Origin of the sequence: Aeromicrobium sp. Root344, assembly GCF_001425755.1 — a bacterium.
In the GTDB taxonomy this organism is placed as follows: domain Bacteria; phylum Actinomycetota; class Actinomycetes; order Propionibacteriales; family Nocardioidaceae; genus Aeromicrobium.
Window position 1 is genome coordinate 1,311,165 of the sequence record NZ_LMDH01000001.1, and the last position, 24,471, is coordinate 1,335,635.

Sequence of the window (24,471 nt, forward strand, 5' to 3'; positions counted from 1 at the left end):
CCACCATCGAACCACGCGCCGGGTTGAGCCACCCCGGTGTGGGGCCCCGCGCGCGTCGCTCAGGCGATCACGCGGGGCCGACCGACCACCCGTCGGAGGCCTCGGCGGGCCGGTTCCTCGACGAGATGGAAGACCAGGGCGGTCACCGCGATCACGGCGACGTACACGAGGATCGGCGTGGCTCCGCGCATGAAGTCACCCGGGGGATGGCGTGCCCACAGCCAGCCGAGGAACAGGGTCGCCAGCGTGAGCGTCAAGGTGTGGGTCATGTAGAGCGAGTACGACGCGCGGCCGAGCCACACGACGGCGCGGGTGCTGAAGACGTACCGGAGCGGACCCGTCGCACCGGCACACGCGACGACCACCAGCCCCAGGCAGGGCACTGCGGCGTACGGGTAGAAGCCGACGTGCTGGACGTCCTCTGCGGAGCACGCCACGACGATGACGACCGCGGCCAGGAATCCGGCGACGTCCCAGTGGAGCCCCGTGCGCCAGCGCCCGCTGTGCTTCCACGCGACACACAACAGGCAGCCGGTGACGAACTGCATCGCGAGACGAGTCCAGCCGGCCTGGTAGGAGAAGAACCCGAAACCGTGGATGTCGAGCTGGTCGAGGCGCATCATGCCGGCCACCGTGACGGCGATCGCGAGCAACCACGCGAGCGGCGCCGACCGCAGCCTGATCAGGAGCAGGGCCAGGACCGGGAACGCCAGATAGGCACCGGCCTCGAGGCACACCGACCACGACACCGAGGCGATCGACGAACCGGGCGGTACGTGGTTGAGCAGCAGGACGTTCATGAGGACGTTGCGCGGGCTGAGGACCGAGTCGGTCAGGATCGACACGTCCGGCGTGCGAACCAGAAAGAACACTGACCACGCCACCGCCATCAGCAGGAACACCGGATAGACGCGCGCGAACCTGAGCCACAGGAATCCCCCCGTGCCCCGCCAGGACCAGCGGTCGAGGACATCGAGGTAGTTGAGCGTGATGATGAAGCCGCTCAGCACGAAGAACAGATCCACGCCGAGGTTGCCGCCAAGGGCGAAGCTGCGGAAGTGTGCCGCCGGGGGCCACAGCGTGATCATCAGGTTGAGCGAGTGGCACGCCAGGACCCAGATCGCGCCGACCGCCCTCAAACCGGTCAGCTGAGGGACGTCCGCGACCCGGCTCATACGTGGCAGCTGACGGCGGGCGCCCGGCGAGGCCGGGAGATCGCGCGCCGCGCGGGCTCCTCGACCAGGTGGTAGAACGCCGCACCGAGGGCCACGACGGCGGTGACCGTGAGCGCGAGGCCCACGGCTCGGACGGCGACGGACGCAGTGGCGAGGTCCTGACGCCGGACGACCTCGACATACGTCAGCACCACGACGTAATGCGTGAGATAGATCGAGTACGAGATGCGGCCGCCCCAGACCACGAGGCGACCCGAGAGCGCGCGAGCGACCCAGCCGGTGGCACCGGCACAGCCCACGACGACCAGGCAGAGGAACGGCAGGCCGGCCGGCGGGAGGTAGAACGTCGGGCTCGGGTCACCTGCCAGGAGTGCGACGACAACCCCCGCGGCGCCGAGTCCCGCGATCACGTCCCAGACCGGCGACCGGCCGCGCGGGCCCATCAGCGTCCACCCTCTGGCTAGCAGGCAGCCGGCCGGGAACGCCCACCCGGCCCGCATCCACGAGAGCTCGTAGAGCGAGTAGCCGAAGTCGTCGGTGTAGGTCGCGGCGATCAGGCTCGCCCCGGCGATCGCGAGGAGTGCCGCGAGCGCGAACGCGATCCAGGCCCTGGGGATGCGCACCACGGCGAGGACAAGCACGGGAAACAGGGCGTACGCCACGACCTCGCCGGGCAGCGACCACGCCGGAGGGTTGATGACCATGCCGTCGGGCAACGAGTGCAGGAACAACGCGTTGCGGATGACGCTGCCGGGCTCGATCACGGCCGACGGGACCGGCGGGTCCGACAGCCGCTGCGTGACGGCGACGAACGCGATGAACAGCGCGAGCGAAAGTGCGTACACGGGATAGATGCGGGCAAACCGGTGCCGCCAGAAGTCTCGGGCGCGTGCCCAGGAGAACGAAGCCATCCGCTCGCCGTGGACGACGGTGATGATGAACCCGCTGAGCACGAAGAACGTGTCGACCACCAAGCTGCCGCCCAGCGCCGGGCGCGCGAGCTCAACGAGACGGGGGAACTGCGGCACGGCTGGCGCCCAGAGGTGACCGAGGACGACCCAGGCGGCCAGGACTCCGCGGAGCCCGGTCAGCGGGCGGATCTCCCTCACGGCACGCCGGCGCTCTCGACGCTCGCCCGGCTCGGGTTGCTGCGCATCGCAGGCGCCTCGACGAGGTAGAACGTGACGCAGGCCAACACGGTCGTGATGACCCCGACGACTGCCACGCTGCCGACCATGCCGACAGCCGAGTCCGAGCCCGCCCAGCCATGGCGGGCGACGAGCAGGATCACGGGGTAGTGCCAGAGGTAGACGCTGAGTGAGATCTTGCCTACGAACCGCAAAGGCTTCAGGTCGGCCAGCTGCGCGAACGACGACGCCCGTCCGCGAGCAGCGGGCTCGGTGACGACGAGCAGGAAGATGCCGGCCGCGACAGCGAACGCGGTGCCCGCGAACCGCGAGCCGGTCGAGGTCAGCGCCAATGCCAGGCCGAACGCGAGGAACCAGGCCGGGGCGCCGAACAGCCACAGGTGGCGGGCCGTGAGGCGACGCAGGCCGCCGCGCTCCATCCACACGAACAGGACCACGGCGACCATGCCGTACGCGAAGTTGTCGGCCAGCACGAACAGGCTGCGGGCCAGGACGGCGATGCCGTTGGAGCCGAAATCGGCGTCGGCCACCGACATCGGGGCTCGGTCGGCCTGCAGCGCGGCGGTCACGATCTTGCCGACGACCCCGAGGATCGCGAGCGCCACCGCGGGCATGAGCGCCCGCCAGAGGCGCGGCTCGCTCGCACGGGATCGCAGGAACGCCACCGCCAGCAGGGGCAGGACGACGTAGAAGCACAGCTCGGTCGTCAGCGACCAGGACGGCGCGATGCCGGTCTGCAGCCCATCGGGCGAGAAGTTCTGGACGAGCGCGAGGTGGGCGATGATCTCGGGCAGCGACGTGATGCGGCCGGAGCCGGCGTCGGTGCCGGCGCGAGCGACGTCGGTCGTGTTGTGCAGGTAGACCGCCGCCAAGGCGAGATCGGCGAGCAGGAAGATCACGATGTAGCCGGGATAGACCCGGCGGAGGCGCTGGGCGGTGTAGCGGCGCAGGCTGGGACGCGGCCGTCCGGCGGCGTACGCGCGTACGAACGGCAGGTAGATCAAGAAGCCCGACATCGCGAAGAAGTAGACGATGGCCTCGCTGAGGTACGTGAGGTGGAACCGGTCGAGCTGCACCGGCGCGAAGAACGCGATCGTGTGCACGGCCAGGACGCAGAGGCAGGCGATGCCACGCGGCCCGTCGAGCCCGACGAGCCGGGTGCGTCCGGTCACGGCGGGTCACCGCCGGGCTCGCCGGTCCAGCGATCGTGCGAGACGAAGGCCAGCAGCACCGCGAACGACATCGTCGCCGGTGGCAGGAGCGCGACCGGGAAGTCGAGCTGGAGCGCCACAAGGGCGACCGCGACGAAGCCCGACGCGACAACCGCCTGCGGGAAGGTGCCGCGGTGCAGCAGGCCGGCCGACCGGAACATCCCGGCGATCAGCAGCACGACGAAGAGCGCGCCCACGAACACCCCCGCACGATAGACCGTCAGGAGGGGCGCGTTGGCGACGTAGTTGGTCAGCTGCCCGGCAGTCGGGTCACGGAACTCCTCGATGCCCCATCCCTTGCCGAACCACCAGTGGTGCCGCATCGCGTCGGTGTAGTCGTTGAACGCCGCCCGCCGTGCCGCCGTGCCCGCGTCGGTCGGGCCGAACGAGTCGAACAGGCGGTAGCGCACGGCGGGGATCGCGAGGGCACTGACGGCCGAGGCCGCGACGGCAATGATCATGCCGAGCCGGGCCCGCGCGCCGACGTTGCCGAGGACAGCGATCACGATGAACGCCGCGGCGGCCGTGGCGATCGACGTACGACTGAGGGTCAGCAGCACCGCCGCGCCGATGATGCCGGCGGTCACGACTCGGGGGACGCCGCGCAGCAGCGCGATCGCGAGGATCAGTCCGACGACGAGGACGAAGCCGCCCATGTTGGGATCGACGTACGTCCCGGTGAGCCGCAGCGACGTCTCCTCCGAGCCCTCGACGATGCGCAGGTTGCCGCCGCGCACGTCATAGCCGAACGCCGTGAGCTGATCCAGCAGATAGCCCTTGCGGTCGACCGCGACGAGCAGCATGCCAACGGCCGAGCCGAAACACGCGCCAGAGACGAACGCGCGGCCGAACGACGCCAGGTCCTCGGCGCTCAACATCCGCAGCGGGACGACCAGCACGAACGCGATGACCCAGCGGCCGTACTCGACGATCGAGGTCGGGTCGGGTGATGTCATCAGCACCGAGATGCCCGAGGCGATGACCGAGAGCGCGATCATGGCCTCGACCCAGCCGAGGCGGACCGACGGTCGTACGGCCATCGCGAGAGCGACCCACACGGCGATGCCGAGGATGAGGATCAGCGGTGCGCCGAGGCCAGGTGCTGGCAGCAGGGGGGCGCCGGCGAGGACGAACCCGGTGAAGCGGAACACCGACTGTGGATGCGCGACGACGACATAGGCCGCGACCGCGGCGAACATCGCCATCACGACGAGACCACCGATGCCGCCGGGGCCGATCAGCGCGAACACGACGACTGCCGCCGCGATGCCGGCGAGCGCCGTCCAGGCGACCGGTTCCTTGCGCAGGCGCATCTCGGTCATGACTGGATCCAGTCCAGGACGGTGCGCTGGGGCACCCCGGCCGCCCAACGGCTGGCGTTGATCGTGTGGATGCGAGCTCCCTCGGCGGCGGCCGCACCACGATCCAGCAACATCGCGCGAGCGGCCTCGACGAAACCTCCGCGGTCGTCGTGCGGCGGGATCTCGAAGACCGCCGACAACGAGCCGACGGCGGCCGAGGTCGCCACGACGGGCAGTCCTCGGCTGGCCGCGTCGAGGATCTTGACGCGTACGCCGCCACCCGTGCTCACGGGCGCGAGCACCGCGCGGCACGTCCCGAGGAACGCGTCGAGATCCGGCACGAACCCGAGGTCCTGCACGCCCGGCGGCAGCGCGAGCGTACGTTCGCGGTTGCCGACGACGCACAGCTCGGCCCCGTCGATGCCCCGCGAGATGTCGGGCCACCACTGCAGCAACGTCTCGAACGCCTGCTGGTTGGGCGGCCAGGCGCGCTCGCCGACGAACACCAGGCGCCGGCCGCTGGCTGCGACGTCGACGGCGGGCTTGGGCGCCAGCGTGACGTCGAGCCACCGCGCGCGAGGGACGCCATGCGACCGATAGTAGGCCGCTTCGTCGGCGTCGTACGTGCCCACGCCGTGCGCCGCGCGGGCCACCCGCAGCTCGTCACGACGGATGCGGACGCTGTCGATTCGCCCCACGATGCCACGGGTCTCGGACCACACGAGGGACTCGGAGATGACGGTGTTGACCAGCAGCGGCTTCGAGCCGGCCCAGCGCGAGCGCAGGAACGGCTCGGCCATGTAGCTGTGGTCGGCGACGTAGACGTCGGCGTCGATGGCGTCGAGCGCGTCGACGTAGGCGTCGTCGTCGAAGCGCGTGTGCACGAGGCTGCGGCGCCGCCGCAGGCTGCGCAGCGCGATGGCGGCAGGGGCGACGGCCTGCTTGGGGACCTTCCACAGGTCACCGTCGAGCCGTGCCGCGGTGACGTCCGGCGAGAGGCAGAGTCCGACTGTGTCGTGGACCGTGCGGCTGATCGCCATCAGCTCGCGCGAGATCGTCAGGTCCCCGCCATGCGTCGTCGTGGGGTCCTTGGAGAGCAGGAACGCCACCTTCATGGCGCCCGCCCCTCGTCGACGGCCGACGGCCGATGGACCGCGCGCCCATAGGCGTACGTCATGACGAGGTCGGAGACGAGGAACGCTGCGGCGGCCGCCGGCCCGCCGTAGTGGCCGACGGCCAGCAGCAGCGGGAACTTCACCGCGACCGAGATCCACGTGACGACGGTGCGGAAGCGGTCGCGCTTCTGCACCGCCAGGACCGTCGTGAAGATGCTGCTCAACGTGCGGGGCACCGTGACCACAGCGAGGATCGCGAAGGTCCAGACGAGCTCGGCCGGCGCATCGGCGAACGGCATCACGACGGCGACGGCTGCGACCACGCCACCCAGCCCCAACGACAACCTCACAGACGGACCGATTGCGGGACCGGCCGAGGCGTGACCGCCGACCTCGCGGAGGCGTTCGGTGAACGTGTAGCTGTAGTTCTGGCCCACGGCGGCCAGCGACCAGATCAGCAGGCTTCCGTACGCGTAGTAGCCCGCCGACTTGTCCGATGCGAGGGCGCCCAGCATGACGATGTCGGCCTGCGCATAGACCGCGCCGCCGACGGCCTCGCCGATGATCGCGGCTGTCCGGGCAGTGATCTCCGGCCGCAGCGGACGGTGACCCCACGAGATCCACGCGGCCCAGGCGAGGAACGGCACGAAGCTGACCAGCGTCCATGCCGCGATGCCGAGCAGCGTCGGGTTGTCGACGCCCAGGAAGTAGGCAGCGGTGGCGCCGAAGCCGATCAGCTGCCGCGCCGTGTCGAGTCCCATGGCTCGCGCGGGGTGCCCGCCGCGGATGAACTCGCTCTTGGCGGCGTTGAAGGCCATCTCGCCGCCGGCCTTGCCGATCGCGAAGCCACTGAGATAGTGATCGCCCTGCAGCAGGATCGCGCCGACGGCGAGCAGGACCAGGCCACCGATGAGGCGCGTCGACCGGTCGCCGAGGAACGTGTGGGTGTTCACCCGCAGGATGCGGACGACGTAGTAGTGGTCCAGCGGCACCGTGATGAGCACCGAGATCGCGATGGCGATGGCGTACGCGCCGTAGGTCGCGATGCCCATCTCGTGGGTCAGCAGCACGGCCCAGAAGAGCCCGATGAAGCGCCCGAGATACATCCAGCCCGACGCCAGCACGGTCTCGGCGACCTGGCGGGAGACGCGCCGGATCACCGGGACCACGCCTGCAGGTAGGGCGCGATCGCGGACTCGACCGTCTGCGTCGCGGCGAAGGCAACGAGGTCGTCGGTCGCCGCGCGCAGGCGGTCCGGGTCGTCGACGAGGTCGGCCGCCGCGGCCGCGACCGCAGGTCCGTCGCCCTCCAGCGCGATCGTCGCGCCATCGCGAGCGGCGCTCTTCAGGGAGCCGACGGCGGTGCTGAGCGATGGTGTGCGGAACGCGATCGCCCGCGTCAGGACGCTCGAGGCCGGCAGCACCTCGGTGCCGTAGACGTACCGCCGCTCGTACGGGAGGAGCAGCGCGCGCACGGAGGCGAAGAAGTCGACCTCGGCGCTGCCTTGGACCTCACCGAGGATCTCGACGCCCGGCGTCCGCGGCAGGTCGGCGGTGCCGCGGCCGGCCACGCGAAGAGCGATCCCGGGGTCGAGCGCCTCGCGGATCGCAACGAGCTGCTCGAAGCCCTTGCCGCGGTAGACGTGGCCGAACAGGCCGACCGCACGGGGCCGCTCGCTTGCCGGTGGCAACGTCGGGCGCTCGGGGACGAGCAGGTGACTTGCCGTCTGCGAAGCGCCGATGCGCGCGCCGGTCATCGCCTCGACGCCCTCGGCGCTGAGCGCGAACGCGTCGACGTGTCGCATCAAGCGTCGCTCCACGCGAGCGGTGAGGCGGTTGAGCGGGAGGTGCGCACCATGCACGGCGTAGCGGCTGTGGGCGAGGCCCGCGGTGAGGTAGGGATACCAGACCGGCCGAGGCGGGTCGTGCAGCGTCGCGGTGCGTATCGTCGCGTCGACACCGGCGGCCGCCCACAGGCCGGCAAGCGAGCCTCCGCTGAGCTCTGCGTGCAGGATCACCGGACGGTCACGCCGCTCGTCACGTGCCGCGCGGAGCGCGCGCCGGATCCGCATGACGTCCTTGACGGAGTCCTCGCGGGGTGGTCCATGGCGCAGCTCGACCACCTCGCCGAGGTGCGGCGCGACGGCTGCGACGAAATCGTCCGCGTGGTCGCCGACGCCCGACGTCCCGCCGCGGGGCGCAAGGTAGAGGAGCGTGGCGCTCGCCAGGTCGGGCACGCGGCGACTCAGAAGAACAGCGGCCGGAAGACCGGACGGTAGTCGAGGGTCGACCGACGGGTGCCGACCGAGACCGCAGGAACACCCGCGACGATGTCCATCGCCGGCACGTCCTCGCGCACGAGCGAACATGCCGACACGACGGCGCCACGACCGATCGTGACGCCGCACAGGACGGTCGAGCGTACGGCCAGCCACGCGAACTCCTCGACCACGATCGGCTCGAGGATCGCCGGGAAGTCCGGAGCGTGCACGTCATGGAAGGCACCGACGAAGTGGGTGTCGCTCGCGATCACGGTGTTGGAGCCGATCGTCAGCCCGCCCCTGGCGTCGAGCACGCAGCGGAAGCCGATCGACACCGCCTCGCCGATCTCGAGGTGCGCGATGCCGAGCACCGTCGTACCGCGGAGCAGCGAGCAGTCACGGCCGATTCGGGCACCCCAGAGCCGCAAGGTCGCGATGCGCACGGTGTGCGAGGGCACGTACGTCATGACGGCGTTGTAGAACGCCTCGCCGACGTGTGCCCAGATGCGCGCTGGCCGCGACATCGGTCAGGCTCCGGTCGTGCCGTGAGCCCGGGCCCGGGCGGCGAGGTCGCGTGCGACGACCACGGCGGAGCCGATCACCACGCCGACGACCAGGCCGACGATCAGGTTGACCGGCCAGTTGGGCGAGCTCGGACTGCCCGGCACCCGTGCCGCGCTCACGACGGTGCCGGTCATCGCCGACGGGCCGTCCTTGTCGGGTCGCTCCAGCGCGCTGACCTGGTTGATGAGCGAGCCGCTGACGGCGTCGGCGGTCTTGGCGGCGCGCTTGGCCGACGTGTCCTGCACCGAGACGTCGACGAGCGTCGTGGTCAGGCTCGTGTCGACCGACACGCGGTCGGCCAGCTCCTGGGCGTCGACGCCGTCGCCCACCGCCGCGGCGGCCGGCTCCAGGACACTTGTCGAGCGCGCCAACGAGTCGAAGCCCTGGACCCTCGCCTGGGTGTAGGTCGCGGCGTACGCCAGGTCCTCGCCCCTCGGCCCACCGGCGGCGGCGAAGTAGATCGTGGTGGTCGCGGTGTACTGAGTCGTTGCCAGTGCCGACACCACGCCGGCGGCGACGAGTCCAAGGATCGCAGCGCCCAGCATGATCGGCCACCCTCGGAGGATGGCCCTGACATAGTCGTACGGGTGCACCTGTGACTCCTGTTGCTCAGCGTCGCTCCGGGCGTGACGGACTACCTCACTCTATGAGGCTTGGCCGTACGACGAGCAATAACCCGCTGGAGGCGTGCTTGCGGGCTGTCCGTCCGCGGGTCGTTGACCGTGTCGCACACCGGTCATTGAGCTCGTCGTACACCGGTCATTGAGCCTGTCGAAATGACCTCCACGTCCGAGCCTGGGTTCTCGCCCGCGGAGCAAGCTCCTCAATTGGTCACCACGCGAAGAGACCAGCCACGTTGCGTGGCTGGTCCCTTCGATTCGTGCTTGTCACGTTGCGGCGGAGGTGGCGAGATTTGAACTCGCGAGAGGTTTAAACCTCAACCCGCTTAGCAGGCGGGCGCACTAGGCCACTATGCGACACCTCCCCGCCGCCGATCGAGACCGGCAACCGGAACAGGATACCGACCGCGCCGCCCGTCCGACGAATCGGGCATTCTCCCTCGCGCTCCGCGACAGATCTATAGAGTTTCTCGGAGCCCGGACAGCCAGTCTCGGCCTCGGTCTCGGAAGGCCCTGCTGTCGTGCTCACCCCTCTCTTTCGTCGCGCCCTCGCGGCGATCGCTTCACTCCTGCTCGTCCTGGGTCTGGTCGTCCTGACCTCGTCGCCCTCTGAGGCCGAGGATCCCGCGGGCAAGTACCGGGTGACCGGGACCGTCAACGTCGCAAGCATCGCCGTGCGCTTCTATCGGTCGACCACCGGGGATGAGGCCGGCCCCTGGGAGCTCAGCGAAACCACGACGACGAACGCCACCCAATCGCCGACAGCCTCCATCGGCGACTACTCGGCATGGCTGGAGCCGGGCACGTACCGCATCACCTTCAACGAGTTCGACGACGGAACCCTCAACTGGAAGGTCTACGCCCCTTACGACTGGGTCGACTCCAGCGACTACTACAGCTCAGACACGACGTTCACGATCACGGACAGTGGCCGCTACTTCGGCGCCAATTATCTCCCCAAGCGTGCGGGCTACATTCACGGCTCCTACAGCGACATCTGCTCCAACTACTTCGAACCCGTGACGATCGAGGCGTACGCCGCGGACGATCCTGATCCTGCGCATGCCTCGATCTGGCGCTCGTACTGGGGGAACGAGTACTCCGGTTGGGCGTTCGAGGGACCGACCAAGTTCAAGATCGTGTGGCCGGTCCACGCGAGCCAATGGCTGGGCGGCGACAGCTTCGATACAGCAACGGCCTTCACCATCCCCAAGGGAGACAACACTTTCGGACCGGACATCTTCCTCCAACAGGACTTCGACGCCACGGCCAACGGGGAGATTCGCGGCGGCGTCGGCCCCGAGTCAGGCGCCGAGGACATCGCCGGACTCGTCGTACGGTTCTATCGCTCCGAGTCAGGAGGCAACGACGGCCCGTGGGTTCCGGCCGGGCAGACGACAACCTCTGACGGCGCCAACTGGGCGAACGACGGGCTGTCGAAGGGCGACTACCAGAAGTCCCTGCCCAGTGGTGTCTATCGCGTCACGGTCAACGACAGCCCCGACACCTCGTTGGTATCGAGGTCATACACCTCTGGCACCTATCGCGGCACCGACCTGGCTTCTGGCGGCAACGTCTGTGTCGATAGCCGTATCGACGGACGCATCGACGAGATGCGCGTGCGACCCGCCGGTGGCACCATCACCGGCCAGGTGACTGACGGACGGGGCAACCCAATCGCCGACACGACGGTCGACCTCGTCGACGGGTCCGACAGCGCAAGTGACAACGACCCCGTCATCAGGAGCGTGAACACACGGTCTGACGGAACGTATTCGATCCGCTCGGTCGAAGGTCCGGTCAAGCTTCGCTTCACGCCTGAGAACGTGACCGTTGCGGGCAACGAAGTACCCCAATTCGTCGGGGAGTGGTCAGGTGACGCTCCCGACTTCGCGCACGCCATCGCCACCGAGGCAACGCTCGGCCAGACCACGTCTGGCGTCGACGCCACCCTCACCGACGCACCCTTGGTCGCCGGCCTGGGGCCGTACATCCACGGCAAACCGCTGGTCGGCACCCGCATGACCGCGACGGGCATCGCCACGAATCACTCCGACATCCCGCCGTCGTACCAGTGGCTGCGCACCAAGAGCGGCAAGACCGTCTCCATCACTGGAGCGACCAAGTACTCGTATCTCCTCACCGCGAAGGATGCGGGGGCGCGTGTCTCCGTACGCGTGACGATCAATCCACCCGCCACGTTCCCGGGCCTGACCCCGGTCTCCAACATCTCGGCGCGGTCCGACGTCGTCAAGAGCAAGTCCCATGTCGTGGCTCGGGCGAGGGCTCTCGGCGGCCGCCGGTTCAAGATCACCTTCTCGGTTTCCGTCGTCGGAGTCAGCAAGCCCGACGGCCGGGTGTACGTCAGCTGGGTGCGCCTCAGGCAGAAGGGGAGCTATCTCTACCCGACCGGGACGACCACCTCACGATGGGTCAGCTACCGGGACGGCCACGGCTCGTACACCGTCAAGGTCAGCAGGAAGGCCTATTGGGCGTACCGCGTCTACCAACCCACGACGTCGACGATCATCAGCCACCAGGCGTCGCACGCTCTCTACGTCAAGTAGTCAGCTCGGGTCGAAGCGGCGGTAGCCGTTGGCGGCGTTGAGCCGGTCGTAGATGTCACGGAGCAGCTCCGTGGCTCGACCGCCGACGTACGCCAGCGGCACCCCGAGCACCTCGCCGTTGCCGCGATCGACGAACACACGCCCACCATCGATCGTGACGTCCTCGACGTCGAGCCATGGCAGGTCGACCGGCTTCACCGTGAGCGGGCCGCCGACGCGGAGGGCCGTGGCATCCGTACGCGCGACGACCGGCGGCAGGGCGAACACCCTCGCGGCGTTCAGGAGCGCGGCGACGGCCAGGACGCCGAAGATCCAGGCCAGCGCGGTGACCGAGGACAGGAAGAACGCCAGCGCCGCGGCGACGCCGGCGACGATCACGTTGATGCCGACGGCGGGCAGCACGAATCTGCGGTCGAGTCGATAGTTCGTCAAGCAGAGGGGGCGGGATTCGAACCCGCGGCTGACATCGCTGCCAGCGAGCGCTTTCAAGGCGCTTCCGATCGGCCGCTCCGGCACCCCTCCTGGGTGGCAGCACCGAGGCGCTGCGCCGCGTCGATTATCGCACTACTTGAGCGCGGCGAAACGGGGAGGTTCGACGCGTACGACCGGGGCGATCGCTCGCGCCGCCCGTGACGACGGCTCCTTGAGGAACTGGCGCCGCAGCACGAGGCCCACGATCAGCCCGAGCACACCGGAGTAGAGCGTGGAGAGGCCGATGTATTTCGGGTACGCCCCCGGCGACACGAGCGAGGTCGTCAGGACCGCCGTGCCGATCACGGCGAACACCAGGATCCACCAGCCCTCGCGCCGCTTCGAACGCAGCGCGACCCCGACGATCAACGCCGGGAAACCGATGAGGACCTCGATCGGGCGGGGCGCTCCGTGGAACGTCTGCCGGGTCCACAGGACGACCTCGGTGAAGGCGTGCACGAGTGACTGCGAGCCGTGGCTGCGGACGAAGCTGCTGTAGGCGATCACCACGAGCACGAGGGCGGCGACGCCGAGGAGGATCGCGAGGTTCTGCCGGCCGAGGCCGTGGAGGCCGGCGCCGAGGTTCCAGACGAGCGTGATCGCCAGGCCCAACGACACCGTGAGCACGATGAGGTTGAAACGCTGGTAGTTGACCGGAGCGTTCCAGGCGGCCACCCCGACCGTGCCGCTCAGCGCGACGAGCAGCGCCAACGAGTACTCGCGGACCGCCCCGAACACCGTGGCAACCGGTCGCGTGACGAGCACGGCCCACACCGACGCCAGCACCGCGGTGACCGCAGCGGCGGAGGCGAGCAAGACATTGGTCTCGAGGGTCACCGCGAGCACGCCGAGCAGCGCCGTCATCGGCAGCCAGATGCGCATGTGGCCGCCGCCGCGGTGGGTGAGCCCGATCGCGAACACCACCATCAGCAGTGCAGCCGATGGACGTACGATCCACGACGGCGTGTCCACGGCGATGATCGACGTGCCCGCACCGGCGGTCCCGGCGATCCAGCCGAGGAACACCAGCACCATGACGAACCGGGCGGTCCGCGGCGAGTCGATGCGCGGTTCGCGGGTCGGGAGGTCGTACTCCGGGGGGACTGAGGCGTCGAGGCGACGACGTCCACCCTTGGGGGCACGGCTCATGAGCTGGTACGGATCCTTCGATTGGCCAGGGACGGGTTGATCTCCCGTGCACGCACCACGACCTCGGGCTCGAGGGTGGCGCGGATGATCTCGGGGGTCGAAACCGCCTCGCCCACGATAGAGCCCCACGGATCGACAACCAAGGAGTGGCCGGTGTAGCGGTCGCCACCCTGGGCGGCAGCGACGACGTAGACCGTGTTCTCGATCGCCCTAGCCGCCAGGAGCGTGCGCCAGTGGTCGAGCTTGCGCTCGCCGGCGACCCACGCGGCCGGGAGCACGATCGCCTCGGCGCCGGCGCCGACCAGGGCGCGGGCATGCTCGGGGAACCGCAGGTCGTAGCAGGTCATCAGGCCCACCGATGTGCCCGCGATGTCGAGCACGACGGGCTCGATGTCACCGGCGCGCAGCCGGTCGGACTCCTTGTAGCCGAACGAGTCGTAGAGGTGGATCTTCCGGTACGTCTGACGCAGCGCGCCGTCGGGTCCGACCACCACAAGGGTGTTGAACGGCAGGTCGTCCGTACGCTCGAACATGCCGGCCACGAACGTCGCGCTGAGGCGCTGAGCCTCCTCGGCGAGGAACCCTACGAAGGGTCCGTCGAGCGGCTCGGCGACGGCGGCGAGGTCATGGTCGGCGGACCCGAAGTCGTGCATCGACGCCTCGGGGAGCACCACGAGGTCGAGCCCGTCGGCGGGACTGAGCGCTGCGATCTGAGACCGGATGTCTTCTATGTTGGCCGCCGAGTCGGTCGCCGAAGCGAGCTGGACCAGTGCGACACGCATGGTTTCCATCTTCGCAGGTGGGGCCTGAGCATGGTGCCACGTCACGATTTGTGATGTTGCAGGCGCTTCAACGCGCCCGAAGCGCCTCCAACTTCACGAATCGCGGGGGTCCCGCTCAGACGGGGACGGTCTCGCGCAGGAACTCGATCTGATCGGTGACGGCCTGGTCGAACCACGGCTCGAGGTAGAGGTCGAAGTGACCCGTGCGGTAGCGCTTGATCCGGCCGTGCCGGGCCTTGCGGACGTGCCAGATCGTCGAGCGCGAGGGCGCGACGCTGTCCTTCATCGCGACGCAGAACAGGGCCGGGCACTCCAGCGAGGCAGCGGCACGTCCGGGGTAGTACAGCGGGATCCGCAGGGCGACGCGGGCCGCCACGCGATCCGGCGGACGCGGACCCGGCGGGCTCAGCGCCAGATAGCCCGGCACGACATCGGGGGCCGTCATCAGCGCCGCTTCACCACGCCGCCCCGCCACGGCGACGCGCACGGGAGGCTTGCCGCGCAACCCGCGCACGGCATCGCGCAGCCCGAGCACCGTCAGCTTGAGGAGGCTACGCAGACCGACCGTGCGCGACGAGGCGAACCCGTCGGTGAAGGGGCACTGCGAGATGACCGCTGCGACATCGCCGTCGCGGCTCGCGGCCTCGATGACGTGCCCGCCGCCGAACGACGTGCCCCACAGCACGATGCGCCGGCGATCGACCTGGGGCACCGACCGCACGTGATGCACCGCGGCGGCCCAGTCGTCGAGCTGGCGCTGGATGTCGAGCAGCTCCCGCGGCTCGCCGTCGCTGGCACCGAAGTGGCGGTAGTCGAACACCAGGACCCGGTAGCCCTCGGCGACGAACCGTTCGGCGTACGCATCGAGGCGCATCTCCTTCACCCCGCCGAGTCCGTGCGCCATGATCACGACGGGTCCGGGGGCGTCGGCGCCGTCGGGCTCGTACCACCAGGCACCGCACCATCCGGGGCCTGAAGGGAATCGCACGTCCACCCGGCTCATGGGAGAAATGCTAGGGCGTGGCTCGGCAGCAGCGGGGGAGGGCGGCTAGCCTGCGGACATGCGTGCCGTCATTGCTCCCAACCCCGGAGGCGTCGAAGCCCTCGAGGTGGTCGACCTCCCGAAGCCCGAGCCCGGCCCCGGCGAGGTCCTCATCCGCGTCGCCGCAGCCGGCCTCAACCGGTCGGACCTCCTGCAGCGGCAGGGCCTCTACCCACCACCGGCGGGCGTCACCGACGTCCTCGGGCTCGAGTGCTCCGGTGACATCGTCGCCGTCGGCGAAGGCGTGACGGACCTGCCGCCCGGTACGCACGTGTGTGCGCTGCTGGCCGGCGGTGGCTATGCCGAGTACGTCGCGGTGCCCGCGGGCCAGGTGGCCACGGTCCCGCTGGGCATCTCGTTGGTCGATGCCGGTGGGCTCATGGAGGTCGCGGCGACCGTGTGGTCGAACGTCTTCATGATGGGCAAGCTGCAGCACGGCGAGACATTGCTCGTCCACGGCGGCGGCAGCGGGATCGGCACGATGGCGATCCAGCTGGCCAAGGCGTTCGGCGCTCGCGTGATCGTCACGGTCGGCTCGAAGCAGAAGGGGGACTTCTGCCGAGAGCTCGGCGCCGACGTGGTGATCGACTACAAGCAGCAGGACTTCGCCGCGGAGATGAAGTCCGCCGGCGTGACCGCTGACGTCATCCTCGACATCATCGGCGCCAAGTACCTCGAGGCCAACGTCTCGGTGCTGTCGACCGCCGGTCGCCTCGTGGTGATCGGGATGCAGGGCGGCGTCAAGGCCGAGCTCAACCTCGGGGCGCTGATGTCCAAGCGCGCCGCCGTCATGGCAACGACGCTCCGGGCCCGGCCGACGAGTGAGAAGGCCGCGATCGTGTCAGCGATGGTCGCCCAGGTGTGGCCGCTGATCTCCGACGGCACGGTGCGGCCGATCATCCACGCGACCTACGCGCTCGATGACGTACGACAGGCGCACCAGGTGCTCGAGGAGTCGAGCCACATCGGCAAGGTGCTGCTCACGCCCTGACGGGCTCGAGCTCCCGCGCGTCGTGCACGAGCGGCGGCGGCACCGCGACCTGGGCCATGGTCGATGCCGTGCGCCGAACGGCCCGGTCGAAGAACGGGTGCACCAGCACACGCAGCACGACAACGGTGACCGCGGTGGCCAGCAGCGATGCCTCGACCTGGCCCACGCCGGCGCCCTGGAAGGTGTCCTGCAGCACGAAGACGACCGGGATGTGCAGCGCGTAGACCGCGAGGCTGCGACGACCCAGCCCTTCGAGCTGCCGCAGGCGCGACGGCACGATGACGAGCACGCAGGCGCCGCAGAGCGCGGCGAGGGCGAGGCACAGCACGCGGTGGGTCACGGCGTCCACGCCCGTCACCCCCATCGACGCAGCGGTGTCGGCGCCCCGGATCCAGCGCGGGTCGAGGCCGGACCTCACCACCACAGCCGTCACCGTCACCAGCGTCGCCGCAGCCGTCGCCATCGCGGCGGACGAGGTCTCGGCCGTACGCCTGAGGGCACCGCTGCCGTACAGGTGACCCGCGACGAAGAACGGGAGGTAGCAGAGCGCGCGGGACCACGAGACGAGGTCGCCGTCGGGGTAGGGCAGCAGCACCGCGACGACCGCGACCGCCGTCGCGGCCGGCAGGGCGTACGCGCCGAGGCGGACGACGAACGGCAGCGCGACGAGCCACCAGGCCATCGCGAGCAGGAACCACAACGCGTACGTCGGATGAAGCAGGCGTTCCGCGCTGAGGTCGCCGACGCCGAACCGCAGGACGACGTACGTCGTCTGCAGCAGGACGTAGAGGCCGACCATCTCGGCGATGCGGTGCGCCAGGTGGCGCGGACGCGCGGTGATGCCGGCGAGGAACACGAACAGCGGCATGTGGAACAGGTAGAGGAACGTGAGGATCCAACGCTGCGGGTCGTGGTGCCAACCGGAGTAGAGCACGCCGGGGGCCTGCCCGCCCGACGTCTCCAGGAAGTGGCCCAGCACGACGCCGGCGATGAGGAGTCCCTTGAGCAGGTCGAGGCGACGATCGCGAGTTCGGGGCATCGCTTCCACCCTTGCAGCCCCGTTCAAGAGACGCGGATCACGCTGCTCGAGCCTGCTGGATAGTCTGGACGAATGACTGAGCAATCCCCCGAGATCATCGGTCCCGACGGCAACGCCATCGCGCCGCCCGCTCCCGGCACGTCCCTCGGCGACCTCGTCGAGCAGCCGGCCAAGGTCATGCGGATCGGCGGCATGATCCGTCAGCTCCTCGACGAGGTCAAGGCAGCGCCACTCGACGAAGCCAGCCGGGCGCGACTGAGGGACATCCACCTCCAGTCGATCAAGGAGCTCGAGGACGGCCTCGCCCCCGAGCTGGTCGAGGAGCTCGAGCGGCTCAGCCTGCCGTTCGACGGCGAGACCCCGAGCGAGGGTGAGCTCCGGATCGCCCAGGCACAGCTCGTCGGCTGGCTCGAGGGCCTCTTCCACGGCATCCAGGCCGCGCTCTACGCGCAGCAGGTGCAGGCCCAAGCGCAGTTCCAGAACATGAGGTTGGCTCTACCGGGTCCAAACGACACCAAAGGTGAAGATTCGGAAACGTCTGGCGAAAACGGTGGCAGCGGGGGCATGTACCTCTAAAGTTGCCTGCAACGCGAGCCAAGGACGACGCAGGAGTGTCGTCGTCCGGGGCCTCGTGGGGAAGAGGGAGCCCATGACCATCATGGACGAAAAGACGACACCTCCGTGCGCCTTCGAGCCGGAGGTCTACATGGATGAGCTGTTGGACTCGCCGCCGGCGCGGACCGACATCACCGCGGCCGAGTGGGAGAGGTTGACCGTCAGGCGCGCCACCGCACACCGGCAGTGCGCAGGCTGTCCGCTGATGGTCGAGTGCCTCTATCGGGCGGTCGTCCAGATCGACGTCTCCGGCTATGTCGCGTGCACGACCGAGCACGACCGTTCGGTCATCCGCCGCCGCCTCGGCATCGAGGTCCAGCAGCAGGCCACCACGGCGTACGGCGCGGCTCGCGTCGGCGGCGGACCGGTGAGTCACGATGCGGTCATGACCGCCCGTCAGGCGTACCCCAAGGACACGTGTCATCAGCTCGCCGAGCGGCTCGACTGCTCGACCTCGACGATCAAGCGCCACCTGCGCCGGGCGCGCGAGCAGAAGCGTGACGAGGCGCTCACCCCGCAGGCGGGCCCGTGCCTGCCGACGGTCGATGCCGTCCTCGACGTGTTCGACGAGCTGGAGACCAGCAAGGTCGCCTGACCGGTTGGTCGTCCTTTCGACAAGCTCGATGACCGGTGGAACGATCGTCGGTATGCGTAGTGAGCTGGTGTCGGTACGGACGGGTGGGCGTGCGGTCGTCCACGACCTCACGTCGGAGTGCGAGCGGTTCGTCCGCGGCGAGCAGGACGGGCTGCTGCACGTCTTCGTCCCGCACGCGACCGCCGGCGTGGCCATCATCGAGACCGGTGCCGGCAGCGACGGCGACCTGCTGACCGCGCTCGACGACCTGCTGCCGCGCGACGACAGGTGGGTGCACCAGCACGGCACTCCCGGACACGGCCGCGATCATGTCGTCCCGGCATTCCTCGCACCGTCGATGACCGTGCCGGTGCTGGGCGGCCGGCTGCAGCTCGGCACGTGGCAGTCGGTGTGCCTCGTCGACACCAACGTCGACAACCCCGACCGCGAGGTGCGGTTCAGCTTCCTCAACGGCTAAGCGCCAAGATGCCGGCACTTTTGTGTGCGGTTCCAGCCGAATCACGTACACAAGTGCCGACATCGTGAGGGATCGGTGCGTCCACAGGCCGGCACCATGAACCCGTCGGTCCACAGTGTTGCCATCCGTCACACCCGTGAGCGTGGGCATCGGCCCACCATCTGGCATGACGTTTGTCGAACCGTTCACCCGCGCCGAGGCGCAGCAGGCGGGGATCACCGACGCGATGCTGCGTCATCAGAGGTTCAGGCCGCTGTTCCGCGGCGTCTACGTCCTTGCCTCGACCGAGCTCAGCCTCAGGATCTGGTGCCTTGCGGCGCTGCGAGTCGCGCCGGTCGATGCGGTCATCAGTCACCAGACGGCCTTGCGCCTCTATGGTCTGGAGATCGGCAATCCGTGGCCTCTGCACGTGTCAACGCGGACCACGACCCACTCGCGGCAGCGAGGCATCAGGACGCACCAACGCAAGCATCGAGTGGAGTCCGTGCGCCTCGGCGGCATCCCGGTGACGAGCCCGGATCGGACCCTCGTCGACATCGCCACCAAGGTGGGTCTGGTCCAGCTGGTCCAAGCGTGTGACTGGATGATCCACCGCGGTCATACGACAGCCGAGCGCCTGGCGGCCTTCGCCGTGACCTCCCACTTCGACGGTGTTCGCCGGCTCCGCCGGGTCATCGGACATGTACGCAGCGGCGCCGAGTCACCGATGGAGACGCTCGTACGACTGATGATCGTGTTCGCACGGCTGCCCGAGCCGGCGTGCAACGTCCCCATAGTCGACTCAGTGGGACGATTCCTGGCGCGCGGCGACCTCGTCTACTCCGAGCTCAAGGTGCTCATCGAGTACGACGGTTGGCACCACGAGCGGGATGCGCGGCAACGCCAGCGTGACCTTGTACGGCGCGAACAGCTCGAATCGGCGGGATGGCGGGTCATCGTCGTCACGATCGCCGACCTGGCGGACAAGCGTACGGTCATCCACCGAGTCCATCGCGCACTCGTCGACCGCGGCTACGCCGGTCGTCCTCCGCAGTTCTCCATCATGTGGGACCGCTGGTTCACCTGACCGGCGCCAAGATGTCGGCACTTTTGTATGCGGTTCCAGCCGAATCACGTACACACGTGCCGACATCGTGAGGCAAGGGCTAGGCGAAGCGGCGGAGCTCGGCGACGAGCCCGTCCTCGTCGATCGTGCCGACGACCTCGTCGGCAGCGGCCTTGACGTCATCGGGCGCCTGGCCCATCGCCACCCCGCGACCGGCCCACTGGATCATCTCGAGGTCGTTGTTGCCGTCACCGACCGCCAGCACCTCGGACCGGTCGATGCCGAGCTTGGTGCAGAGGAACTCCAGCCCCGACGCCTTGGAGACACCTTCGGGTGCGAGGTCGAGCCATGCGGAGTAGCCGATGTAGTAGTTGGTGCCGGAGAGGCCGAGGTCCTTGACGATCGCGGTGAACTCGTCGCGACTGTGCTCGGCCGAGCGGATCACGACGCGGGCGACCGGTTCGGCGATCAACGACTCGACGTCCTCGACGACGAACTGGCCGGAGATCTCGTTGTCCGGGAACGGCTTGTTGAGCCGGAACCCGACGCCGACCTCCTCAACCGCGACGAGTGCCTCCGGCATGTGCTCCAGCACGCGACGGACCGCCTCGCTGGCGTCGAACGTGACGACGTCGAGCAGCTCGACCTCGGGGTCGTAGCGGAAGGTCACCGCACCGTTGCTCGCCACGCCATAGCCCTCGGTGAACCGCAGGTTGTCCACCGCGTCCATGACGCCAGGCACGCCGCGGCCCGTGGCGATGACGGTCTCGATGCCGGCGTCCCGGACCGCGTGGACCGCCGAGCGTACGGCCGCGGTCATCACGTTCTCGCCGTCGACGAGCGTGCCGTCGACGTCCAGCGCGATCAACCGGGGACGCCAGGTCACTGAAGAGGCCTCAGGACCTCGCCGAGCAGCGGGTGCAGCGCAGCGGGCAGGCGTACGGAGCCGTCGGCCTGCTGACCGTTCTCCAGCAGCGCGATGATCGTGCGGGTCATGGCGCACAAGGTCCCGTTGAGCGTCGCCGCGGACGTCGTGCCCTCGGCGCCGCGGACGCGGATGTCGAGTCGTCGGGCCTGGAACTCGGTCGTGTTGGACGTCGACGAGACCTCGCGGTACTTGCCCTGCGTGGGGATCCACGCCTCGCAGTCGAACTTGCGGATCGCCGACAGGCCCAGGTCGCCCGAAGCCACGTCGATGACGCGGTAGGGCAGCTCCAGGGCCTCCAACCAGTCCTTCTCCCAGCCGAGGATGCGCTGATGCTCGGCGTAGGACTCCTCGAGCGTCGTGTAGACGAACATCTCGACCTTGTCGAACCAGTGCACGCGGAAGATCCCGCGAGTGTCCTTGCCGTACGAGCCGGCCTCGCGGCGGTAGCACGGGCTGAACGCCGCGTAGCGCCGCGGCAGGGAGTCGGCCTCGAGGATCTCGTCGGAGTGATAGGCCGCGAGCGCAACCTCGGACGTACCGACGAGGTAGAGGTCGTCCTTCTCGAGGTAGTAGACGTCGTCCGACGCGCCCTGCCCGAGATATCCGGTGCCCTCCATGGCGCTCGGCTTGACGAGCGCCGGCGGGATCATCGGCGTGAATCCCCACTCCGCGGCCTTGCTCATCGCGAGCTGCGTCAGGGCGAGCTCGAGCTGCGCACCGACACCGGTGAGGAAGTAGAAGCGCGACCCGCTGACCTTGACGCCCCGCTCGCTGTCGATCGCACCGAGCAGCTGCCCGAGCTCGAGGTGGTCGCGGGGCTCGAAGCCCTCGGCCGCGAAGTCACGCGGCGTGCCAACGGTGTCGATCACCACGAAGTCGTCCTCGCCACCTTCAGGGGCGTCGGGCGAGGCGAGGTTGGGCAGCGTCTTCATGAGCCGCTCGAACGTCTCGGCGGCCTCGACCTGAGCGGCCTCGGCGTCCTTGACCTGCTGGCTGAGCTCCTTGGCGCGAGCCAGCAGCTCCTGCTTCTCGTCGCCCTGGGCCTTGGGGATCAGCTTGCCGAGACTCTTCTGCTCGCCGCGGACGGCCTCGTACGCCGAGATCGTGGAGCGCCGCTGCTCGTCAGCATTGATGAGCTCGTCGACCAGCTCAGTGGGCTCGCCCCGACGCCTCTGGGCAGCGCGTACGGCGTCAGGGTCTTCTCGCAGGATCCGGGCTTCAATCACTGCCTCAGCCTATCGTCCGGGTCGCGCTCCCAAATCAGTCCATTAGGCTGGGTCGACCCCTGAGGAGGAAGCTTGTCGTTCGATCTGCGCCGTGCCGCGCCTGCACGCCGTGCCATCCTCTGGTGGACCCTCGCCGTCCCGACCGCGCTGTTCGCCGTCCTGGCCATCTGCGTCGGTGCCGGGACCGACGCGATCATCGACCTCGATCACGACGTCGCGCAGAACGCGTACGACTACGCATCGCGTCACGGCGGCCTGGTGGACTTCCTCGACGTCGTCGCCGTCGTCTTCAGCAACCTCGGCGCCGGGATCGTCCTGGTGCTCCTCGCGGCGTACGCCCTGTGGCGCCACGAGCGCCGCGTCGCGATCTGGATCGCCGTCAGCGGCATCGTCGCGATCGCCGGCAACGCCCTGATCAAGCTGGCGTACGAGCGCGAGCGGCCGGTGTTCGACAAGCCCCTGCACGAGATCGGCGGCTACTCGTTCCCGAGCGGGCACTCCGCCGGCGCGGGCATGCTGTTCACCGTCGCGATCCTCATGACGATCGTGCTGACGGGCCGCGGCTGGAAACGCCGCATCATCATCACCGTGCTCGTCCTCATGGGCCTCGGCGTCGGCGCGAGCCGCATCCTCCTCGGCGTGCACTACCTCAGCGACGTGGTCGCCGGCCTGAGCTTCGGCACGGCCGTCGCCCTCGGCCTCTGGATCGTCCTGGTCAGCGACGCGACCCGCGTGCCGCACGAGCTGGCCGCCCTCACCGGCAGCGGACGCAAGCGCGCCGCCGTGGTGCTCAACCCGTCGAAGATTGCCGACGTCGAGGCGTTCAAGGAACGCGTACGCCTCGTCGCCCATCGTGACGGGTGGAAGGAACCGCTCTGGTTCGAGACCACGATCGAGGACCCCGGACACGGCCAGGCCAGCGCTGCGCTCCGCGCTGACGTCGACCTGATCGTCGCGGCCGGCGGTGACGGCACCGTGCGAGCGGTCTGCGAGGAGGTCGCCCGCACCGGTGTCGCCGTCGGCATCCTCCCGCACGGCACCGGCAACCTGTTGGCCCGCAACCTGTCGATCCCGCTCAACACCCGCGACGCCCTCGACGTCGTGTTCGGCGGGCAGGACCGGGCGATCGACCTGTCGACCCTCAAGACCGACTCCGGCACCAACACGACGTTCCTCGTCATGGCCGGCCTCGGCATGGACGCCGCGATCATGACCGGCGTCAACGACCAGCTCAAGGCCAAGGTCGGCTGGCTGGCCTACTTCGTCAGTGGGGTGAAGGCGGCGCGCTTCCCGGCCATGAAGGTCCAGATCTCGGTCGACGACGGCGAGTTCAAGAAGTTCCGCGCCCGTACGGTCGTGGTCGGCAACGTCGGGTTCCTCCAGGGCGGCATCCCGCTGCTGCCCGACGCCCAGATCGACGACGGCAGGCTCGACGTCGTGGTGCTCGCGCCCAAACGGTTCATCGGCTGGCTCGCGATCATCGTGCGCGTCATCGGCCGCCAGAAGCGTACGAACGAGCGGCTCGACCGGCTCACGGGCCACAAGGTGCACATCAAGGCCGAGAAGAAGATGCCGATGCAGCTCGACGGCGACCCTGTCGGCGAGGGCCAGGAGATCACTGCCGAGGTCCAGCCCGGCGTCCTGCTCGTACGCGTGCCGCTCGCGCCGGCCCCGGCCACCGCGATCTAGCTCAGGGCAGCCAGGGCCGCGTCGAGCTTGTCGTAGCCGTCGCGAACACCCTGCTCCATGGAGCTGACCATCGCGTCGCGCACGTCGACGGAGGGCGCGACCGACACGCCGCGCAGGAGCGTACGGCCGTTGCCGAGGTCTTCGAACGTGAAGGTCTCGTAGAACACCTCTCCCGGCGCACCCATGAACTCGAACGTCTGGCTGAATCCTTCGACGCTCGGGTCGCCGTGGAAGACGCCGCGGAAGCGGAACTCGTCACCCTCAGGGTTGCGGTGCTCGAACGCGTAGGCCCCGCCGTGGTGCGCTTCGAACTGGGTGATGACCATCTGGTACCCGTGCGGCCCGACCCACTGGGCGAAGAGCTCCGGATCCGTGTGAGCCTGCAGGAGCTGCTCGCGGGTGGCGTTGAACTCCCGAGTCGTCTCGATGTTCTGCGTCCCGGGTACCGCGGTGATCGTCAAGGTGTCCGTCGTGTTCATGG

The 24,471-nt window shown here is 69.1% G+C and carries 24 protein-coding genes and 2 tRNA genes; 7 read left to right on the forward strand and 19 right to left on the reverse strand.

From position 1 onward, the window contains the following. Positions 1-59: 59 nt before the first annotated feature. From ASC61_RS06490 to ASC61_RS06535, 10 genes are all read right to left on the reverse strand, one after another. Positions 60-1,175 (reverse strand): acyltransferase family protein, encoded by a 1,116-nt coding sequence (locus ASC61_RS06490; RefSeq protein WP_082530495.1) that lies wholly within the window; start codon positions 1,173-1,175, stop codon positions 60-62. Continuing rightward, complete coding sequence (locus tag ASC61_RS06495) at positions 1,172-2,284, reverse strand: acyltransferase family protein (RefSeq protein ID WP_056210525.1); 1,113 nt, start codon at positions 2,282-2,284, stop codon at positions 1,172-1,174. The genes ASC61_RS06490 and ASC61_RS06495 overlap by 4 nt, the downstream gene beginning before the upstream one ends. Next, positions 2,281-3,495, reverse strand: coding sequence for an acyltransferase family protein (locus ASC61_RS06500; protein WP_056210526.1), 1,215 nt, complete (start codon positions 3,493-3,495; stop codon positions 2,281-2,283). The genes ASC61_RS06495 and ASC61_RS06500 overlap by 4 nt, the downstream gene beginning before the upstream one ends. Next, positions 3,492-4,856 carry an O-antigen ligase family protein gene (locus ASC61_RS06505; protein ID WP_056210527.1) on the reverse strand — a complete coding sequence of 455 codons (1,365 nt, stop codon included), beginning with the start codon at positions 4,854-4,856 and terminating at the stop codon, positions 3,492-3,494. Before ASC61_RS06505 ends, ASC61_RS06500 begins: the two co-directional genes overlap by 4 nt. Beyond that, positions 4,853-5,950: a glycosyltransferase family 4 protein gene (locus ASC61_RS06510; protein ID WP_056210528.1), complete on the reverse strand. Its 1,098-nt coding sequence runs from the start codon at positions 5,948-5,950 to the stop codon at positions 4,853-4,855. The genes ASC61_RS06505 and ASC61_RS06510 overlap by 4 nt, the downstream gene beginning before the upstream one ends. Then, positions 5,947-7,110 carry a polysaccharide biosynthesis C-terminal domain-containing protein gene (locus ASC61_RS06515; RefSeq protein WP_157439397.1) on the reverse strand — a complete coding sequence of 388 codons (1,164 nt, stop codon included), beginning with the start codon at positions 7,108-7,110 and terminating at the stop codon, positions 5,947-5,949. The genes ASC61_RS06510 and ASC61_RS06515 overlap by 4 nt, the downstream gene beginning before the upstream one ends. Further along, positions 7,107-8,186 (reverse strand): glycosyltransferase family 1 protein, encoded by a 1,080-nt coding sequence (locus ASC61_RS06520; protein WP_082530497.1) that lies wholly within the window; start codon positions 8,184-8,186, stop codon positions 7,107-7,109. The genes ASC61_RS06515 and ASC61_RS06520 overlap by 4 nt, the downstream gene beginning before the upstream one ends. Before the next feature lie 8 nt (positions 8,187-8,194). Then, entirely contained in the window at positions 8,195-8,734 is a 540-nt protein-coding gene (locus ASC61_RS06525; RefSeq protein ID WP_056210530.1) for an acyltransferase, read from the reverse strand. 3 nt (positions 8,735-8,737) lie between these two features. Further along, positions 8,738-9,367, reverse strand: coding sequence for a YveK family protein (locus ASC61_RS06530; RefSeq protein WP_056210531.1), 630 nt, complete (start codon positions 9,365-9,367; stop codon positions 8,738-8,740). Positions 9,368-9,672: 305 nt separating this feature from the next. Further along, positions 9,673-9,759, reverse strand: a tRNA-Ser gene (locus ASC61_RS06535). 156 nt (positions 9,760-9,915) lie between these two features. Here ASC61_RS06535 and ASC61_RS06540 point away from each other — a divergent pair. After that, the gene (locus tag ASC61_RS06540; protein WP_056210532.1) at positions 9,916-11,961 is read left to right on the forward strand and encodes a carboxypeptidase-like regulatory domain-containing protein; all 2,046 of its coding nucleotides are present in this window, start codon (positions 9,916-9,918) and stop codon (positions 11,959-11,961) included. Here ASC61_RS06540 and ASC61_RS19330 read toward each other — a convergent pair whose 3' ends face one another. The 5 genes from ASC61_RS19330 to ASC61_RS06560 form a co-directional block, all read right to left on the reverse strand. Beyond that, positions 11,962-12,393: a hypothetical protein gene (locus ASC61_RS19330; protein WP_082530498.1), complete on the reverse strand. Its 432-nt coding sequence runs from the start codon at positions 12,391-12,393 to the stop codon at positions 11,962-11,964. 1 nt (position 12,394) lies between these two features. Next, positions 12,395-12,483 (reverse strand) — tRNA-Ser (locus tag ASC61_RS06545). A 42-nt stretch (positions 12,484-12,525) separates the two neighbouring features. Next, entirely contained in the window at positions 12,526-13,581 is a 1,056-nt protein-coding gene (locus tag ASC61_RS06550) for a hypothetical protein (RefSeq protein WP_056210533.1), read from the reverse strand. Beyond that, the gene (locus tag ASC61_RS06555) at positions 13,578-14,363 is read right to left on the reverse strand and encodes a carbon-nitrogen hydrolase family protein (protein WP_056210534.1); all 786 of its coding nucleotides are present in this window, start codon (positions 14,361-14,363) and stop codon (positions 13,578-13,580) included. Before ASC61_RS06555 ends, ASC61_RS06550 begins: the two co-directional genes overlap by 4 nt. Positions 14,364-14,478: 115 nt before the next feature. After that, the gene (locus ASC61_RS06560) at positions 14,479-15,366 is read right to left on the reverse strand and encodes an alpha/beta hydrolase (protein ID WP_056210535.1); all 888 of its coding nucleotides are present in this window, start codon (positions 15,364-15,366) and stop codon (positions 14,479-14,481) included. Between the two features lie 58 nt (positions 15,367-15,424). Between ASC61_RS06560 and ASC61_RS06565 the strand changes: the two genes are divergently transcribed. Next, positions 15,425-16,396, forward strand: a complete 972-nt coding sequence (locus tag ASC61_RS06565) for an NAD(P)H-quinone oxidoreductase (RefSeq protein WP_056210536.1) — start codon at positions 15,425-15,427, stop codon at positions 16,394-16,396. Here the strand turns inward: ASC61_RS06565 and ASC61_RS06570 are convergent. After that, on the reverse strand, positions 16,386-17,435 hold the full coding sequence (locus ASC61_RS06570) for an acyltransferase family protein (RefSeq protein ID WP_157439398.1): 1,050 nt from the start codon (positions 17,433-17,435) through the stop codon (positions 16,386-16,388). The genes ASC61_RS06565 and ASC61_RS06570 overlap by 11 nt on opposite strands. A gap of 72 nt (positions 17,436-17,507) precedes the next feature. On the opposite strand from ASC61_RS06570, the gene ASC61_RS06575 reads away from it, so the two are divergent. The 4 genes from ASC61_RS06575 (at position 17,508) to ASC61_RS06590 (ending at position 20,168) form a co-directional block, all read left to right on the forward strand. Further along, complete coding sequence (locus ASC61_RS06575) at positions 17,508-18,011, forward strand: bacterial proteasome activator family protein (protein ID WP_056210538.1); 504 nt, start codon at positions 17,508-17,510, stop codon at positions 18,009-18,011. A gap of 73 nt (positions 18,012-18,084) precedes the next feature. Continuing rightward, positions 18,085-18,645 (forward strand): WhiB family transcriptional regulator, encoded by a 561-nt coding sequence (locus ASC61_RS06580; RefSeq protein WP_056210539.1) that lies wholly within the window; start codon positions 18,085-18,087, stop codon positions 18,643-18,645. A gap of 52 nt (positions 18,646-18,697) precedes the next feature. Then, entirely contained in the window at positions 18,698-19,102 is a 405-nt protein-coding gene (locus tag ASC61_RS06585; RefSeq protein WP_056210540.1) for a secondary thiamine-phosphate synthase enzyme YjbQ, read from the forward strand. A gap of 166 nt (positions 19,103-19,268) precedes the next feature. Further along, on the forward strand, positions 19,269-20,168 hold the full coding sequence (locus ASC61_RS06590; protein WP_056210541.1) for a DUF559 domain-containing protein: 900 nt from the start codon (positions 19,269-19,271) through the stop codon (positions 20,166-20,168). Positions 20,169-20,247: 79 nt separating this feature from the next. Here ASC61_RS06590 and ASC61_RS06595 read toward each other — a convergent pair whose 3' ends face one another. Then, the gene (locus ASC61_RS06595; RefSeq protein WP_056210542.1) at positions 20,248-21,033 is read right to left on the reverse strand and encodes an HAD family hydrolase; all 786 of its coding nucleotides are present in this window, start codon (positions 21,031-21,033) and stop codon (positions 20,248-20,250) included. After that, complete coding sequence (serS, locus tag ASC61_RS06600; protein WP_056210543.1) at positions 21,030-22,301, reverse strand: serine--tRNA ligase; 1,272 nt, start codon at positions 22,299-22,301, stop codon at positions 21,030-21,032. The genes ASC61_RS06595 and serS overlap by 4 nt, the downstream gene beginning before the upstream one ends. Before the next feature lie 72 nt (positions 22,302-22,373). On the opposite strand from serS, the gene ASC61_RS06605 reads away from it, so the two are divergent. Beyond that, positions 22,374-23,990 (forward strand): YegS/Rv2252/BmrU family lipid kinase, encoded by a 1,617-nt coding sequence (locus ASC61_RS06605; protein WP_056210544.1) that lies wholly within the window; start codon positions 22,374-22,376, stop codon positions 23,988-23,990. Here ASC61_RS06605 and ASC61_RS06610 read toward each other — a convergent pair. Beyond that, on the reverse strand, positions 23,987-24,469 hold the full coding sequence (locus ASC61_RS06610; RefSeq protein ID WP_056210545.1) for an SRPBCC domain-containing protein: 483 nt from the start codon (positions 24,467-24,469) through the stop codon (positions 23,987-23,989). The two genes, ASC61_RS06605 and ASC61_RS06610, sit on opposite strands and share 4 nt — an antisense overlap. Between the last annotated feature and the right edge of the window lie 2 nt (positions 24,470-24,471).

What these genes read in the sequence shown, in the direction of transcription:
- ASC61_RS06490 (WP_082530495.1), bottom strand. Translation starts at nt 1,175, where the DNA reads ATGAGCCGGGTCGCGGACGTCCCTCAGCTGACCGGTTTGAGGGCGGTC.
- ASC61_RS06505 (WP_056210527.1), bottom strand. Translation starts at nt 4,856, where the DNA reads ATGACCGAGATGCGCCTGCGCAAGGAACCGGTCGCCTGGACGGCGCTC.
- ASC61_RS06510 (WP_056210528.1), bottom strand. Translation starts at nt 5,950, where the DNA reads ATGAAGGTGGCGTTCCTGCTCTCCAAGGACCCCACGACGACGCATGGC.
- ASC61_RS06525 (WP_056210530.1), bottom strand. Translation starts at nt 8,734, where the DNA reads ATGTCGCGGCCAGCGCGCATCTGGGCACACGTCGGCGAGGCGTTCTAC.
- ASC61_RS06550 (WP_056210533.1), bottom strand. Translation starts at nt 13,581, where the DNA reads ATGAGCCGTGCCCCCAAGGGTGGACGTCGTCGCCTCGACGCCTCAGTC.
- ASC61_RS06555 (WP_056210534.1), bottom strand. Translation starts at nt 14,363, where the DNA reads ATGCGTGTCGCACTGGTCCAGCTCGCTTCGGCGACCGACTCGGCGGCC.
- ASC61_RS06560 (WP_056210535.1), bottom strand. Translation starts at nt 15,366, where the DNA reads ATGAGCCGGGTGGACGTGCGATTCCCTTCAGGCCCCGGATGGTGCGGT.
- ASC61_RS06565 (WP_056210536.1), top strand. Translation starts at nt 15,425, where the DNA reads ATGCGTGCCGTCATTGCTCCCAACCCCGGAGGCGTCGAAGCCCTCGAG.
- ASC61_RS06570 (WP_157439398.1), bottom strand. Translation starts at nt 17,435, where the DNA reads ATGCCCCGAACTCGCGATCGTCGCCTCGACCTGCTCAAGGGACTCCTC.
- ASC61_RS06575 (WP_056210538.1), top strand. Translation starts at nt 17,508, where the DNA reads ATGACTGAGCAATCCCCCGAGATCATCGGTCCCGACGGCAACGCCATC.
- ASC61_RS06580 (WP_056210539.1), top strand. Translation starts at nt 18,085, where the DNA reads ATGACCATCATGGACGAAAAGACGACACCTCCGTGCGCCTTCGAGCCG.
- ASC61_RS06585 (WP_056210540.1), top strand. Translation starts at nt 18,698, where the DNA reads ATGCGTAGTGAGCTGGTGTCGGTACGGACGGGTGGGCGTGCGGTCGTC.
- ASC61_RS06590 (WP_056210541.1), top strand. Translation starts at nt 19,269, where the DNA reads ATGACGTTTGTCGAACCGTTCACCCGCGCCGAGGCGCAGCAGGCGGGG.
- ASC61_RS06610 (WP_056210545.1), bottom strand. Translation starts at nt 24,469, where the DNA reads ATGAACACGACGGACACCTTGACGATCACCGCGGTACCCGGGACGCAG.